The following is a 16,786-nucleotide window of genomic DNA, read 5'->3' on the forward strand; positions in this document are numbered from 1 at the left end:
CCAGGTAAAGCTCCGCTCCAAGAGCCTTGGCGAAATTACAACTGAATGGAAGCACTTCAGCATTCCTCTCAAGCTGTTCGGCAATACCGGTGTTTACTGGGATGCAAAGAACACGCGCGAAGTGATGCTCCCGTTCGCATGGTCCAACTTCAAGGGCTTCCGTCTCGAAGTCCGCAAGGATGAAAACGAATCCTTCAAGGTTTGGATTGACGATATTGTGATTAAGAAGCATGGCAAGCCGTACGAAGGCCCGGCTCATTATCCGTTCCGCAACGAGATTTAAGAGGATTTTATGCGCAAAACAGTTTCTTCCCTTTTATTAGCGTCTAGCCTCGGCGCTGCGTGGGCTCTCCCTCCGCAGTTGCAGCTTGATTCCCTTCACGCTTCATTGGATACTCTTTCCGGCAACATGGAATCAACTCTTCTGGGCAAGGACGATCTGCCACTGGCAGTCTCCGGTTACATGGCTTTCCGTTTGAAGAACTTCCACTATTCCGAAGAAAGCCCCGTGTTTCAGAGCGATAGAGCTCGCACTGCTGTCGATGCCGTCCTTAATGTGAACGTCGTCGCCATGCCGAACTCCTACATTACGTTGTTTACGAACCTTTCGTTCCCGTTTGACTTGAGCGGTATTTATACGAACAGGTTGGCCAAGCATCCGACTCAGGCTCCAGGCAATTATGACGAACGCGTGCTGTTCGACCACTCTACCGATTATTACGCTTCGACGATTAACGAAGAATTTAACGTCGGTGTCGATATCCGTGCCGGTGTGTTCGGTGCATACGTGACCGCAGGCGGTGTCATCTGGGCGAACGCCTCCCCGCTTACTATGTGGGAACGTGAAACGAACCCGCGTTTTGTTTGGCAGTACGAACTTTTCGAAGACGAAAAGACCGTTTCTACTTACTATAAGGAAAAGGCGTTCAAGCCGGTCAAGGAAGGTGGTCGTGCATTCTGGACGAACCGTTCCTTCGGTGGTGTCTTTGTGAATGTCTATCAGCTCCCGTTCGATATGAAGGCTCAGTTCCTCGTGTCCCAGCCGATGGATGCCGACATGGCGGCCCGCGACGGTTTGCGTATGTACGGCGGCCAGCCGGGCGAACTTGAAATGATGGGTGGTTACGATCTTCGCGCTTCTGTTTATCATGGCCGTATCGCGAAGGAGAAGATTGCGGATAATCTGACCGTCGGCTTGAACTACATGGGCGTACTCTATGACGAAGGTACCATTTATGAAGATGACGAATTCCGCAAGCAGTGGACTGATCAGGCTCATTTGAGCGAAGTGCCTCTCCTCAATACCCATGTGGCATCTATCGATGTCAAGGGCAATGTCACGCCGAAACTCTTCTTGATGGCGGACTTGGGACTTAGCATTACGGATTCTACCTTATTCTACTTGCCGAAGACCGTTGATTCGACAGGGCAGGTTGTTCCCTTGAGAAACTACTATACTAGCGACACCAAGAGATCCAGCATGGCTGGCCCGAAGGTTGGCCTCTATGTCAAGGCTCAGAGCAAGTATATCGAAGGCTGGCCGATGACTGTCGAAGCGGTGTATTTCCAGCCGGGCTTCTACTCTCCGTTTTCTCTTTCCAATCCGTCCCGTTTCCCGGGCTGGCGTAAGGATGAAACCTACCTCAATGCAGGTGCTCTCCGCTACTCCCCGAACATGGCCGGTATCAACTTCAAGTTGGAACCGAGCTTCAACCGCGGCTACTTCGACTTCCAGTATGCTCAGCATCGCCAGATTGATCCGGGTCAAGACGTGATTGCTTTCAATTACCGCTTAAACGGTCGCAATATGTGGGAATCTTCCAATTCCTGGACCAAGCACAAGCCGCTTTTTGTTGCCGACTCCGGTAACGGCACCAACTCGGCTCGTTACGTCGCCCGTGCAGGTGTCCAGAGGGATGCTAAAGAAGGTGTCAAAATGTACCGTCAGCGTGGCGGTCTTTATGGCGGTACTTGGGAACTGTGGGAATCTTTCGTTGCATACGAAAACGGTACTCAGGTTGAAAAACAAGAAATTCCGTCGCATGCCAAGTGGTCCACTTACATGTCCTTCATGGGTGGTTACGATATCGGTCACTGGTTCGGCACGGATCGCAACATCATGATGACGGCGTTCCTTGCGCTTTCTGGCGTTTCTACTTCGTTTGCCCCGCTTGCCGTTTCTGAGAAGTCGTTCAACATGCTTATGATGAGCTTCTACGGCCAGTTTGAACCGACGATTGCCGTGACTCCGACCTTCCACATGGTGGGTATTCTAGGTCTCGAAACGTTCAGATCCGATAAGGCTTATAGGCTTTATGAGGTTCCGAATGTTATCAATAAGTACAATGCACAATCGAATCCGTCTTATGCAAATGAAGTTGCTTCTTACTATTACGGAAAGGCTGCCATCAACTATAAGGATTTCGCCATTGGCTTAGGCTTTGACTGGGACTTCTCTGACCGTGTGGGGCTCCACTTCCGTTACAAGTTCATGACGCACTCTGATGAAACCGTACCTGATAATAATTGGCATTCTCATTACATTGCTGCTGAAACCAAGGCATGGTTCTAAGGGAGGATGCTAAAGATGAATATGAAAATGAAAAGAACTTTAATCGCCCTTCTTACTGCTTCGGTAGCCGCATCGGCATCTGCTATTGCGGATAATCAAAAGGCTTTGCAAGCCAAGGCGGATAGCGCAAACGCCAAGCGCGGTGTTGAAATTGGTGGTAGCATCCGTGCTGTAGCCCAGCGCTCCAGCTTCAAGACGGATCAGGACCCGACGGGTCTCAATAAAATGCCGGATGTTGAACGCAACGAGTTCGTCAGTGCGGACTTGAGCTTCGGTTTCCGTCCCTACGAAAGTGTCCGTGCGAACGTGATTATGCGTCTCGGTGGCGGTATGCAGGAATACTTTGCCTCGGCGTCCAAGACGCTCGAAGCTAAGTGGCTCAATGTCGAAGGCAATGTCGGCAAGAATTTCTATTGGACTGTCGGTGATTTCCGTTCGGCAATCTCTCCGCTCTCGATTTACAATCCGGGCATTGATATTATCTACGAACCGACGATTTTTGCTCGCAAGCGCCATATGGCCCAAAAGGAACAGCTCCTCGAAGGGAACAAGCGTAACCTTCAGGGTATGAACCTCCAGTTGCGTCAAGAAATCGACCCGATGGTTGGTGAACTCCGTGTCGAAGCGATGCTTGCCCGTGTGAATCGCGTGTCGGTACTCGACTTGAGCGGTGCCGAAGGCAATATTCTTCCGTACGACACGATCCCTGGTGCATCCCTTGCCGCGAATACGGACAAGTGGCTTGTCGGTGGCAACATCGAACTTTTGCCGATGCAGAAGAACGTCTATGTCGGTGTGACTCCGATGTATATCTTCGATAATGAAAACTCGAAGTCCTATGCGTATCGTCATCCGAGAGAGGTCGATGCAAAACCAAGAGACTTCGATCCTAGCGAAGGCTACGAACGTGAGGCTATCAATCCTTACGAAAACGCTCCGCAGAAGACATTCGTGTTGAGTGCCCGTGCCGGTGGTGATTTCGCAGGAATCATGCAGAACAAGAACCTCACCTTGGACCTCGTTCTCGAATATGCTATGTCCATGAACAAGGTCAAGCAACCTGGCGAAGCCATTGATCCTACCACAAACCTTCCTGTCGTCGTTGAAAATGAAGAATCTATCAATGGTTCTGCATTGCTCGCTACGTTGAACGCTGGTTACAAGGTCGATAGCTCTTGGAGCGCAAGCCTTGCCCTCGACTTCATCCGCAACGATGAAAAGTGGTTCAACAACCTCGCTCAGTCTCCGAGTTTCTTCGCCCAGCGAATCCTCAACTCCGACAAGGATGGTAACACGGTCAAGTACGGTGTGAACTCTCCGCTTTACTCGACGTTTGATGCTCTCTATAACTATTCTCCGAAGTTTGCTCCGGTGTCCCGTTCTCTTACTACGGATGGTAATGCTTTCTTGGATGGTCAATCCAAGAGTTACAACATTGCTCTGTACAACAAGAACTCTTGGGGCTCCAACGTTTATTCCATAGCCCAGTTGGATCTCCTTAGCAAGTTAATGGATCCGGCAGTCCAGATGGCCTTGCCGAACGGCCTTGCTACGGCAAACCGTATGGGTGTCCGCGCTGTTATCAAGGGTGATTGGCAGCAGAAGGTCGAAGGCCAGGTTCTTGTAAGTTCCTTCAATCAGGTGAATAGCGATATTCCGGGAATGGACAAGGCTTCTTACATGGAAATCGGCGGTGGCGCCAAGGTTGATATCGCAAAGATGGCGGGTCTCGGCAAGCCGATGGAACTCTCTGGTTCTTTCAAGCAGTCCACCAGCAAGAACGGCATGCTTAATGGCTTGAACGCAGAAGTCAAGAGCAGCTTTATCAATGCCGGCTTCTCCGCCCAGTTCTTGCCGCGTGTAGGCTTTACGGCTGGTTTCCAGATGATCAATTCCGATTATGGTACTCGTCCCGCTAATTCAGATGTCGGTCTTGATGTTCCTCTCTTGAAGAGCAAGCAGACTCACTGGATGGTTGGCTTTGACTACACGGTTGCCGAAAATGCATGGCTCTCCATCAACTATGGCATGATCAACGTTTCGAACGACTACAACATTGCAAATCTTGCTGGCGCAGGCCGCAACATGCCGGACTACTACACAGCTCCTGAGGCTGATCCGAATGCTCTGCCTGCTACGACATACAAGCATGAATTTAGTCAGTCTATCTTTGAAGCTTCCATTAATGTGGAATTTTAATGGGAGGTAACTAGAATGAATTTCAATATGAACATGCGCAAATTTTTACTGACCTCCGCTGTGGCTTTCTCGGCTGCGACTGCGTTTGCTGCTGATAATCAGGGTGAGGTTGTTACGCAACAGAAATCCCTCTTGGAAAAGTTGGATTCTCTTAATGCGGCAGTGCTTGGACTCAAGATCAATGGCTCGGCAAAGGCCGGCGTGTTAGCCTCCTTTAGTTCTTCCGACCAGTATGCAGAGGAATCTCCGACTCAGGAAAACCAGGCGTTCACGGATGTGAATCTCCGTTTGACTGCTCGTCCGAGTTCTGAAACGATGATCGATGTTCAACTTCGCTTGCACAAGGATTGGCAGAGTGCTTATGACGAGAACAACAATCCGGTAATCGGTCATTGGTTCAGTTACGATGGTACGATTCTGAACAAGCATGTCGATTTCAACTTGGGTTACATGCGCGTCGGTTATACTCCGCTCACCGTTTTCACCCCGCAGACCGAAATTCTCCAGGAACCGGAAATCTTCTCGGAGAAGCGTCGTGAAGCTCTCGAAAAGCGCAATCTCGACACGACAAGCCGTCGCTTGTTACAGGGTCTTAACGTTATGTATCACAGTGGAAGCCTTGGTGGCGGTGTGGTTGACAATATTACTGCACAGCTTACTGGAGCCCGTCTCCGCAATACGGCGAAAAAGGTCGATCAGGTGTTCTTCGACTTCGACTTTGCGGACCGTTACATGCTCGGCGCCCGTGCCGGTGTCGATGCCTACGGCGCTCACCTTGGTTTGAACTTTGTTAACTTGTTTGACCGCAAATATGGCGCTCGTACCAAAGATATTGATCGCTACGATACGGTTTTCTACGATCACAACAGGGTAGTTTCAGTCGATTTCGCTTTCGATTCCAAGAAAGTGCTTCCGGATCTCCCAGTTACGTTCGGCTTGAATGGCGAAGCTGCATTCTCCAAGTGGGATGTTAACTACGACTATATGGGGCAAAAATTCAAGTCTTCTTATAAAGTCGTTGAAACTCGAATCAATGTTAATGGAGAAAGTCAAAGATTCGTCTATATTAAAAATGACGGACTTCTCAGTTCTGCGCGCTTGAACAAGGATTCCATTGACGTGAGTGGTCAGAGTTTCTATGCTAATTTGTTTGTGAAGGGCGATGTCAATGATATTGATTTCAATGTCGATGCCGGATATCTCAAGACCGATAAAGATTTCTGGTCTGAAATGGCATCTTCCCCAGTATATCAAGGCCGTTCGGTAATCCTTAACGCAAATGCTTTCTATGGCAGCACGACGGATAGCCTCCTCCTTGCGACCTTCGGTGCATCTAGCCTCGAAAATCTCTACTTCAATGTCTATAATTCCACGACATTGCAAGCGGCGAATTTGATGACGGTGGGTAGTTCTAACGCTCTTAGTGATAATTCCGAAAGCGCAGAACTTTATGCTCGTTTGAACAATAACTACAAAAATGGCCATTTCTACCGCAATGGTTACACGGGCTCTATTGCAAAGCGTTTAGAACTTGACCCATTGATGATGCTTGATCCGTCTGTGGGTCTCGCCTTGCCACTTGGCCTTGCAACTCCGAACCGTAAAGGTGTTGTCGCCAAGGTCGATGTCAACTGGGCTGATAAGGTGTCTTTCAATGCCCGTGTGAATATGCTGAGCGAGGCTGACGTGGTGGTTGGCTACAGTGTTGATCCCACGACTCAACTCACGGTTCCGGTAATGGGTGAGAACAAGTTTACCGAATTTGCTGTGGGTGTAGGTGCCGATATCGGTGCTATCGCTGCTCTTGACCGTCAGATTCTTGTACAGGGTTCTTTCTCTCAGGGTAAGGAAGATGCAAACTTCAAACGCTCGGCGACCCGCATTATCGCAGGTGTCACTGCTGATGTCTGGGGCCCCATCGGTTTCCTTGCCGGATTCCAGCAGTACGAGAAGAAATTCGAAAACGGTTATGGCATCTATAATCCTGATGATGGAGCCCTGCTCGCTTCTGTGACCAAGGCTACTGAACAGCTCCTTCTGGCGGGTATTCGTGTCAAGCTTGCTCCGTTGTCTTACTTGTCTGTTCAGTATGGCATGCTTAAGAACGAACTCGAATACAATGCGTTTGGGGCGAATGGTGCGCCGCTTCTTGATGCTAGTGGTAATCCTGCAGGTCCTAAAACAGTCTCAATCAGCAAGAATGTTCTCATGGCTGATGTAACGGTGAATTTCTAAGAGGTGCTGAAAATGAAAAAATTATACCAGTACACAATAATTCTCTTGGCAGGTGTTTTGGGTGCTTGTTCCTCGTTGGATGTGAGCGACCCGTATTCAGAAAACCTTCCGTCCGATTTCTCTGTTGGAACGTACATGCAAATGTATCCTCTTTTGCGTAAGTACCAGTTTAAGGATTACGTAAAAGCTCGTAATATCGTTGTCGAAGATTCCTTGAAAAAGTTGGGGATTAGCTATAGTGACGTAAAGGCGCAAGATGAAGCTACTTTTAAGGCGGATATTGCGGCTCTTTCGACCATTTGCAGCGATCCTTACATGGGCGGTTATCCGGCTGAATCATGTGTCAATCCTACTGCTAATGCGGATATAATGAAGGATTTGGCCGAATTCAACTTTATCAATGTTCCCAATGATACGATTGCGTTGCGCAGTTTCCCCATTGACTCTGTAGCCATTTCGCAGCAGTACATTATTTTTGGTCGAGATCACGGCTGGGCATACCGTTGGTGTGTTTCTCAGGAAGATTTGGCTGGTCCGGGACGTGATCAGGCGACTGTGGTGGTGAACAACGAAATCGTTCAGATTATTGTGGCTCAGGCTGCCCCTGTAGATGACCCTGCAAAATTTGTGGCTGACCCTTGGATTTATTGCAAGGATCCGGCGACGGGCATTCTCCATAAGGTTAACCCATAGGAAGAGGTATTCAAATGAATTTTAAAGTTATTGCATTGGCTCTTGCGATGGGGGCTGCCGTGTCTGCACAGGCGGCTGCCGACAAGGTGATTGGCTTCTATCCTTATTGGAGTCAGTATTCCCAGTTCTATGCAAAGGATATCCGCTATAACCTTGTGACGGACATTCACTACATGTCTATCGCTCCGAGTGCCGATGGTTCCGTTGCTTTTGCCGATGAATACGATGCGGACAACTTCAAGAATCTCGTCAGCATGTCGAAGGATAACGGCGTAAAGCTCATCGTTTCGGTGGGCGGCATGGAAGCCGAATCAAACCTCAAGGCTATCGCTTCTTCGGATGAAACGCTCTCCACGTTCGTTTCTAACGTCAAGAGCTGGCTTTCAACGAATGGCGGCGATGGTGTCGAACTCGATTGGCAGAACCTCACGACGGACGATTCCGAAGATTACGCCAAGATGCTGAATGCATTGGTCGATGGTCTCTCCGGTTCTACGGTGACCGCCGTGATTTATCCGGCTGCTGGTATGGACGCCTACAAGGCCGAGGCTTTGAACCGTACTGCTTATGTAGATGTGTTCATGGCCGACCAGATGAACGAAAGCGAAAGCAGCCTTGTTCCGAACCAGAGTGCAAACTCCGTGCAGGAAACTCTTAATGCTGTTGTTTCTGCTGGCGTAAACAAGGATCTCCTCGCTCCGGTGGTGTTCCTCTATGGTAAATCCTTTGCTGGTGCCAAGGGCCTTGGTTCGGGTCATAGTGGTGTAGGCAGTGGCAATGAAGGCTACCTGCCTTACGCAGAACTCATGAACCGCTTCGATACGCCGGATTACACGGTGACATTCGATGAAGCAACCAAGTCCGAAGTTGCCGTGAGCGAATCTGAATCCATCGTGTTCATGGGAATTCCTTCCGTGAAGGCTGTGGCTCAAAACGTAAAGAGCGAAGGTATGGCTGGTGTCGCCGTCTATGACCTTTCGCAGGATCATTACGAACCTGTAGTTTCCCTTCTCGTGACGGTTGGCCTCGAACTCCGTCCAGGCATCAACTACAAGGCCTCCAAGAAGTAATTCGCGTACAGCGCAAAAGTCTAAAGCCTCGTGGGAAACCGCGAGGTTTTTTGCATTCAGGCTCTGTTCCACTTGGCTGTTCATTGACGCATTCATCTGTCAGAGGATGAAGGGACGAGGTAACTCAAGTTTTCACTGGATCCTTCCCCTTACAGGGTCAGGATGACGCATTTTGCGATGTCGTTCTGGATGAATGCTGCTGTATCGTTTTCGTCATCCTGAGGACCGAAGGGACGAAGGATCCAGTTATTTCTTGTATCGCAAATACGAGATTTTCACGATGTGACGCAAAGCGTTAAAAAGAAATTACATAAAATCCTTGGACAAAAGCCTCAAAAAAGCGTGTTAAATAAATAGAGACTCTTTAAAAATAGGAGGTTTTATGTTGGTCAATAAGTCCATATTGCGGATTGGTTTCTTTTTGGATGGCTATACGCTCAAAAAGGTCAACGAATATTATTTCAAGTACCACAGGTTTCATGCGCGTTTAGATTTCAGGGAACTGAAGCAGTGGGTAAGGGATTATGTAGCGAAACTTTTTGGCAAAGAAGGTTTTCCTGTTGAATTGGAAGCGCATTACTATCATCCCTATGCACGGTTTACGGATGTAGCTGAAGCTCCGTGTGGCGGTAAGATGGAGCGTTTTGAAAGGCAGCTTGAACGTGCCGGTTTCGAAGTCCACTATAATTTACCCGAAAAAGATGCCGGGATGGGCCCTAACATGTTGTTGGTCGAAGATGCCTATCTTTACGGCTACTACCACAAAATCGATGTTCTTGTTTTGCTGAGTACACAGGGGCAGTATTCGACTTTGCCGGAACGTCTCAAGAGGGAGGGCGTTCCGACGTTGCTCATGGGCTGGAATTTCATGTACGAAAAAGAAAATACGACAGTTTGTTGGAAAACTGATCCTTCTTTGCGTGAACTTTGTGGTTATTATGTTGCTATGGAGCAGGTGGCAGAAAAGTATCCCCCTAAGCGCTATGCTTCTAGGAATTTGTTCCTTGTGCCGTTCAGCTCGCGTTCGTCGAATGCATCCAACGTATGGAACACTTATTTGAAAAATATTATTGCGTCGATTGAAGATCCGAAAAGCGGAAACAATAAAAGCCCCGCAGTAGCGAGGCTTGATTGCTGAAATAATTTGTTCCGTATATTAGATTTTGTCCAACTGTTTCTTTTCCCAAGGGCTTAGGAATGTCCAGGTGACGCGAAGACCGACAAACCAGGTATCACCATCATTGTCGGTATCATTGCGTAGCGGATGGAGCTTTGAACCATCGACGTCCAGTTCATTATAACGAACAACGTGATAGCCTGCATAGAGGCCTACAGAAACAGGATTGAATTGCAAGCGGGCTTCAAGTTCAGCATTGAACGACGCTGCCATTGTGCTGTAGTAACGATCACGCATGATGGATGTTTGTCCCTTGTTGTCCATGCTGTATGTAACCCAGTTTGCAGTGAAGTGGATGTTCATCATGCTGAAGCCGATACCCACGGCAGGAATCAGGTTGAAGAACGCTTCTTCGCCGAGAAGCTTCCAGCCAAACATCCAATCAACGCCGTAGCTAAACCAGCGACCATCATACAGTGGGAACGACTGTGCGTTGCCGCTTGTATCTACTGCTGTTACGTTTTTGCTTGGGCGTTCGGAAGTTTGAGTTATCATGAAGTTGAAGTTTATCCACGTCATGAATTGCTTGTACTGGGCACCAACATTGAATTGGAGACCTGGGTAGATGGAACTGTCAAATTTCTTGTACTTCGGGGATGCGTAGTAGAGGGATGTGTCCGCGCCCGAGTTTGCCTTAAGTGTGCTTCCGACGAAGACGGTGTTATTGATATAATCCTTGAATCCGGGCATCATGCCACGGACATCAGCACCGAAGGAAATGAAACCACGGATGTGGTCTTTGTCATAAAAACCGGGATCGGCAGCGGACGAATGGGTCGCAAGCGTAAGAATGCTAAACATCACTGCCATGCATAAAGTGGCTATTTTTGTCTTCATACAGACTTTCTCCTAATAGGAACCTCAAAAGAGATATAACGTCAAACAATAAAATACATTATCTTACGGTTTTGTGCATGCTTTTTTATCGTATATGGTTAAAAATCAACAAAATACGCCCATTTTGTTGCTCGTTCCAAGGGGGGCGGTTTAATTTTTTGGTTTTCAGATTGCAAATTTTGTATCGGGCTTCGTTGTTGTTGCCTGTGGGTGTGGCCTTGCTCAGCTCTATCTTTGTGACGGGGTGCGACCGTGAGTCCCATGAAAAGTCGAGTGCGCAGACGTGCGGCACGGTGCAGTTCGAAGTGGTCGGGAGCGACTATTTTTCAATCGGCAAGTTGTGCGGGGTAGATGTTGCCGTTGTGCGGTCCGTGGTAGGCAAGGATACGCTTGTCCATAGGTTTGTGATGATGGATTCTTCGACCGCATCTCTTGGAACGGACTTGCGCCGTCGGAGTTTCCCGGAGGAGTGGCTTTTGGCGAAGGTGTTGCGGATTCCGCTCAAGCGGGTGGCGGCACTTTCGACATCGCAGGTGGGCTATTTGCTGCGGCTTGGGTTTCGCGACAATATCGTCGGTGTTTCGGATGGCAATTACATTGTCGATAGTGTTTTGTATGAACGTGCCCGGCCCGACCATGGGAGTGCGTCGGATTTCGTCCAAAGTATCGGTTACGATGCGGATGCGTTGGAAAAGCTCATGGCTTTGCATCCGGACTTGATATTCGACTTCACTACGGGAGGCGATTATGACAACTATGAACAAATTGCAAGAACTAGCCTTCCGCTGATGCTTACGTCCGAGTGGCAGGAGAATAGCCCGCTTGCAAAATTGGAATGGATTAAATTGTATGGAATTTTATTCGGTGTCCGTCCTTTTGCTGATTCAATCTTTGAACAAGAGAAGAATAAGTACGAGACCCTGAAAAATCTGATAGCATCTTCTGTCACAAATGATAGCGTAAACCCCAAAGCGACCGGAGGTCGCGACCCCATAGCCCATAGCCCACTTCTAACTTCCAACTTCCTACCGCCTACTAAATCCTGTCCCCGCGTTTTGGCCGGCATGTCTTACGGCGGCGTGTGGCATGCTTCCGGTGGCAGTAGTTTTACCGCAAACCTTATTCGAGATGCAGGAGGTTGCTATTTGTGGGCGTCCGACAGCTCACGTGAACTGACTTTCTCGTTCGAGCAGGTCTTTGCGCTAGCAGAAAGCGTCGATGTCTGGGTCAATCCGTCGATGTTTGCGACGGTCGATGAAATTGTCGCTTTGGAACCCCGCGTGAAAAGCATCAAGGCGTTCAAGGAAAAGAGGATTTTCCAGAATGACGGTCGCAGGGGGAGGGGTGCGGGCAACGATTTTTACGAAGGAGCCATCACTCGGCCGGCTGAACTCTTGTGGAATTTTGCAAAATGCATAAATGGTGTCGTTCCGGGGGTAAATTCTTTGGACACGACCTACACATGGTACAGAAATATTTATAATTTCTAGCATATGATGTCACATACTGGTATTGGAGATTGGATTGCAGCTCAATATGACCTCGGTGTTCCATTTTTACAATTGGTTCCGAGGGATTATGCGGATTTTTTGCTGCTGAATGCGCAGATTTGCGAGTATGACGCCGGCGATATCATTATTCGTGGTGGTGTCGAAGGCGAATCCTTCTGCGTTTTGCAGAGCGGGCGTGCTACGGTTTGCGGTCAGATTCTTTCTGACGGTCATTATAGTTCTCTTACAACTTTAGAAAGTGGATCTTGTTTTGGTGAAATGTCCATTTTGTGCAACGAGCCTACGAGCAATACGATTATTGCTGCCGAAGACGGTTGTACGGTTCTTCACATTCCGAAGGCGGAGTTCGTGAAGTTCCTCGACAAGAATCCAAGCGTCGTGGTTTACCTTTATAAAGTGATGGCACATCGCTTGCGTGCAAAGAACGAGGCTTTTGACGAGTTTGAACGCTTGTCGCTTTTGGCTTCGGCAAAGGTTCTTCCGTTTATTGATTTCGCCCAGACGATGGAAAAAAGCCACATTACCGGGACGGTTATTTTCGAATGTGCCGGGGAATCGGGCTTTATCGCTTTCCAGGAAGGCCGAATTTGCTGTGCCAAGTGCGGTAAACTGGCAGGGCCGGATGCTCTCGAAAAAATGCTTTCGTGGGGTGACGAAACCTTGTTCAAACTGGATACGCACGTGATGCCTGATGTGGTGAATATCAGCCAGATGACGGACACGACAAGCCTCATCCTTGATGCGCTCAGAAATATTGATGAAAAACAAAGTGCCCGTAAATAGGGCCGAACAGCTGCCCGCTCGTAGGGCAAAGGAAAAAAGATGAATTACGCAGACGCAGGAGTTTCCTTGGCACGTGCCGACGAGGCAATGGTCGGTGTCAAGAAATCCGTTCGTACCACATTCAACCAGGGCGTTCTGGGCGACGTAGGCAACTTCGGTGGCCTATTCACTCTGAACCATCTCGGCATGAAGGACCCTGTCCTTGTGAGTTCCGTGGATGGCGTGGGCACCAAGCTCAAGGTCGATATTGAAATGGGTACGCACGAACTGCCGGGCCAGGACATCGTGAACCATTGCTGCGATGACATTCTCGTGCAGGGCGCTCGTCCGCTGTTCTTCTTGGACTACGTGGCTACGGGCCGCTTGGAACCGGGCGTTATGGACAAGCTCGTCGCCGGCATGGCCAAGGCTTGCCGCGAGAACGACCTTGTTCTGATTGGTGGCGAAACGGCTGAAATGCCGGGCTTCTATGGTCCGGGTGACTATGATATCTCCGGTACAATCGTAGGTGTCGTGGAACGCGAAAACATCATTGACGGAAAGAAGATCAAGCCGGGTACTATCATCCTCGGTCTGCCTTCTACGGGACTTCATACAAACGGCTATTCGCTTGCTCGTAAGGTGCTTTTCGAAGTGGCCGGCTACAAGGTAGATACTTTGGTCGATGGAATGGACAAGACGATTGGTGAAGCTCTTGCCGTGCCGCACCGCAGTTACTATCCGAGCCTCATTGATCTTTGCAACAAGAAGATTATTCAAGGGCTTGCCCACATTACGGGTTCGGGCTACCAGGGCAACATTCCGCGTATCCTTCCAGACAACGTTGATGTGATTATCGATCGCACCACTTGGGATCCTCCGATGATTTTCAAGCTCATCCAGCAGGCAGGCTCTGTTGAAAAGGACGAAATGTACTCGACGTTCAACATGGGTATGGGCATGCTTATCTTCATCGACCCGAAGGACAAGGACGAAGTCGTTGCTCATCTCGAATCGAAGGGCGAAAAGTGGGCTCAAATCGGCGAAGTCGTAGAGGGCTCCAAGCAGGTGAAATTCAGAGACTAGGAGTTAGGTAATAGGTATTAGGCGATAGGTTAATTATCGCGACTTCATCGCCCTTTGGCAAGCTTAGAGATCTTAGTAAGGTTGGTGAGCTTGTCGAACCACCTAACCCCTATAACCTACAACCTGTAACCTCAAAAGGCTTGCACGTATGTGCGGCCTTTTTTTGTTTTTTTGCCTAGCCACTAATCACTAACCACTGCCTACTTCCTACTTCCTACTTATTCTTGATTCCCCTCACATATATACTTTTAAAAAACTTTTTTTCGTGATTTTTGTTGCAATAAAATCTATTTTTAAAAAAGTGTGAAAAGGAAAAATATGAAAAAACGTTTATTCAGTTCTTTATGCGCGGTGAGTGCAATTGCCGTGTTTTTCGGTTGTGGAGATGATTCCTCTACGCCGTTCGCTCCCACGCAGTCGAATAATTTATCTTCCTCGACGAACTTTGTTCCGGGCGTTGAAAGCAGCTCTAGCGTGACTGCTTCGGATCCGGGTTTAAGTTCTGCTGTTGTTCCAGGGTCCAGTGTTTTTGAACCCGCTTTGTCTAGTGCTTCCGCTCCGGTTTTGAGTTCTGCAGTGGATTCTCCAGTTTCGAGTTCTGGTGCCGAAAATCCGGGCTTGAGTTCCGCTGTTGTTGTTCCAGGCAGTTCTGCTGATGCCCCGGCTTCAAGCTCTGGCGCAGCTCCTGTTTCGTCTGCTGCCGAAGTTCCCGTCAGTTCGGCGGGTCCTGAGTTGGGGCCTGACGGTTTCCCGACGCTTGAATCTTACGGGCCGCCTCCTGCCGAATATACCAAGAATATTTTGAACAACGGAAATAACGGTTGGAACAGCCGCTACTGGGATGCTTGCAAGCCGCACTGCTCATGGATTAGCAATGGTCAAGAAGGCAAGACCGATACGACGACCGAGGCTTCTTACCAGAAAGGTATGACGACCGCCCGTAACTGCAACATCCATGATGTCGAAGTTCCGACATTCACTGTGGGTTCTGGCGCGAACGTTTATTGGTTCGGTTACGAAGGTACGAACAACGCTTGCGGCAATGCTAAAGAAAAGGGTGTGTTCACTTGTACGGACATGGCTCCTATCGCCGTGAACGATTCTCTCTCTTACGCTTATGTGGCTGGCCCTGGATCGCAGACAACGTGTGGCAAGTGTTTCCATCTTCAGTACAACGGAAGTTTCAAGGATGCGAGTGCGAACAATGCCGCGAAGGAAACTCACAAGGCGCTTAAGGGCAAGCATATGGTCGTGATGACCTCGAACATCGGTCACGACGTGGAAAGAGGTCAGTTTGACTTGATGGTCCCAGGTGGTGGCGTGGGAGCCTTCGATGCTCTTTCTGTACAAGTTAACGGAAAAAACATTAAATGGGGAGCCGGTTTCGGCGGCTTCCTTACTGAATGCCAAAGCACGCTTGGCTATGACAACACTCTCGAAAAGTATCAGCAGTGTGTCAGGGATATGTGTGATGCGGCGTTTGGTAATGCGGGTTTCCCCAACCTGTTGCGCGGCTGCCACTGGTTTGCGGACTGGTTCATGGCGGCAGATAATCCGACCTACAACTGGGAAGAAGTCGAATGCCCGCAGTACTTGATTGACCATTATTTGACGCGTATCAATACCACTAAGGATAACAATTATAAGTGGCGTGACGACTGGTCCACCTTCAAGCAAGGTGATGTGTTGGATACTGCAGTTTGCTGGAAAGATGGTGAAAATCCGCATGATCCAAAGGGCAAGGGCGCTGGTTGCGAAAAATAATGACGAAGAAAATGATTGAAACACTCCTCGCAAACGCGGGGAGTTTTCTTTTTCGCCACATCATTGTCACCTCGGCCTTTCTTCCTGCTGTCATGCCGGACTCCGTTCCGGCATCGTCATTTTTCACTCCTGTCACCCTGAACGAAGTGAAGGGTCCAGTCATTTTCCGCCCCTAGCTCGTCATCCTGACGCCGAAGGCGGAAAGACAACCTCAAAAGGCGAGCGTCGCGGCCATAGTTGACGCTTCGCGTCCGCAACTTCAGCTTAGCCATATATACGAAACTTAGAACATCTGTTCTCTAGTTGAGTTATCCTCTATGAGGAAAAAAAAGCAAGCTTTTTTTGCGGCATTCACTTTGTATGCTCTTGTATGGACGTGACCGAGCCTAAGAGGTTGGGGCTTGCCCCATTCAGTTATTTTTCGTCTTGTGTCACCCCGGCCTAAGGTTGGTGAGCCTGTCGAACCATGCCGGGGTCGGCATTTTGAATAACCCCTCGAAAGATTTCTGTTAATAGGATGTTGATATTGTGTAATGCCGACGGCATACATCCCGTTTTTAACGAAAAAAGTGAAAAAAAGTGAAATTTTTTCACGATTACCCCTTGACTTTTTCCCTGAAAATTCTATAATTGGCTTCACCCTCGAACGAGACGGCGGAAACGCCGAAACGGACGAGACGAAAGCCCGCGAGACTTTCGGGAATATTGAAGGAATCGGAGATGTGCTTAGTGACGGCCCAAGAAAATTTCTTGGAAGTCTATTTACGGAAAACAGGACAGACTATTTGAAAAATCAATGAAGAGTTTGATCCTGGCTCAGAACGAACGCTGGTGGCGTGTCTTATACATGCAAGTCGAGCGAGGCAGCAATGCCGAGCGG

General features: G+C 48.8%; 12 protein-coding genes, 1 rRNA gene and 1 pseudogene. 13 read left to right on the forward strand and 1 reads right to left on the reverse strand.

Annotation, left to right across the window (positions count from 1 at the left end):
• The 7 genes and pseudogenes from IKG78_RS10970 to IKG78_RS11000 all read left to right on the forward strand — a co-directional run.
• Positions 1-283, forward strand: a pseudogene (locus IKG78_RS10970) (sugar-binding protein); the annotation flags it as partial.
• Between the two features lie 9 nt (positions 284-292).
• Positions 293-2,572 carry a hypothetical protein gene (locus IKG78_RS10975; RefSeq protein WP_290943318.1) on the forward strand — a complete coding sequence of 760 codons (2,280 nt, stop codon included), beginning with the start codon at positions 293-295 and terminating at the stop codon, positions 2,570-2,572.
• 15 nt (positions 2,573-2,587) lie between these two features.
• The gene (locus IKG78_RS10980) at positions 2,588-4,771 is read left to right on the forward strand and encodes a hypothetical protein (protein WP_290943320.1); all 2,184 of its coding nucleotides are present in this window, start codon (positions 2,588-2,590) and stop codon (positions 4,769-4,771) included.
• Positions 4,772-4,786: 15 nt separating this feature from the next.
• Positions 4,787-7,006, forward strand: a complete 2,220-nt coding sequence (locus tag IKG78_RS10985) for a hypothetical protein (protein WP_290943322.1) — start codon at positions 4,787-4,789, stop codon at positions 7,004-7,006.
• A 12-nt stretch (positions 7,007-7,018) separates the two neighbouring features.
• Entirely contained in the window at positions 7,019-7,699 is a 681-nt protein-coding gene (locus IKG78_RS10990) for a hypothetical protein (RefSeq protein ID WP_290943324.1), read from the forward strand.
• A gap of 14 nt (positions 7,700-7,713) precedes the next feature.
• Positions 7,714-8,769, forward strand: a complete 1,056-nt coding sequence (locus IKG78_RS10995) for a glycoside hydrolase family 18 protein (RefSeq protein WP_290943326.1) — start codon at positions 7,714-7,716, stop codon at positions 8,767-8,769.
• Positions 8,770-9,151: 382 nt separating this feature from the next.
• Positions 9,152-9,907: an NYN domain-containing protein gene (locus IKG78_RS11000; RefSeq protein ID WP_290943327.1), complete on the forward strand. Its 756-nt coding sequence runs from the start codon at positions 9,152-9,154 to the stop codon at positions 9,905-9,907.
• Positions 9,908-9,925: 18 nt separating this feature from the next.
• Here the strand turns inward: IKG78_RS11000 and IKG78_RS11005 are convergent, their stop codons facing one another.
• Positions 9,926-10,783, reverse strand: coding sequence for a hypothetical protein (locus IKG78_RS11005; protein WP_290943330.1), 858 nt, complete (start codon positions 10,781-10,783; stop codon positions 9,926-9,928).
• 158 nt (positions 10,784-10,941) lie between these two features.
• Here IKG78_RS11005 and IKG78_RS11010 point away from each other — a divergent pair, with 158 nt between their 5' ends.
• The 6 genes from IKG78_RS11010 to IKG78_RS11035 all read left to right on the forward strand — a co-directional run.
• Positions 10,942-12,273: an ABC transporter substrate-binding protein gene (locus IKG78_RS11010; protein ID WP_290943332.1), complete on the forward strand. Its 1,332-nt coding sequence runs from the start codon at positions 10,942-10,944 to the stop codon at positions 12,271-12,273.
• Between the two features lie 3 nt (positions 12,274-12,276).
• Complete coding sequence (locus IKG78_RS11015; RefSeq protein WP_290943334.1) at positions 12,277-13,077, forward strand: cyclic nucleotide-binding domain-containing protein; 801 nt, start codon at positions 12,277-12,279, stop codon at positions 13,075-13,077.
• A 39-nt stretch (positions 13,078-13,116) separates the two neighbouring features.
• Complete coding sequence (gene purM, locus IKG78_RS11020; RefSeq protein WP_290943336.1) at positions 13,117-14,142, forward strand: phosphoribosylformylglycinamidine cyclo-ligase; 1,026 nt, start codon at positions 13,117-13,119, stop codon at positions 14,140-14,142.
• Between the two features lie 318 nt (positions 14,143-14,460).
• Positions 14,461-15,906: a glycosyl hydrolase family 5 gene (locus IKG78_RS11025; RefSeq protein WP_290943338.1), complete on the forward strand. Its 1,446-nt coding sequence runs from the start codon at positions 14,461-14,463 to the stop codon at positions 15,904-15,906.
• A complete protein-coding gene (locus tag IKG78_RS11030; RefSeq protein WP_290943340.1) occupies positions 15,906-16,082 on the forward strand; it encodes a hypothetical protein in 177 nt (58 codons plus the stop codon). The genes IKG78_RS11025 and IKG78_RS11030 overlap by 1 nt, the downstream gene beginning before the upstream one ends.
• Before the next feature lie 617 nt (positions 16,083-16,699).
• Positions 16,700-16,786 (forward strand): 16S ribosomal RNA (locus tag IKG78_RS11035); the annotation flags it as partial.

It is taken from the genome of Fibrobacter sp., from assembly GCF_017545445.1.
Taxonomy (GTDB): Bacteria; Fibrobacterota; Fibrobacteria; order Fibrobacterales; family Fibrobacteraceae; genus Fibrobacter.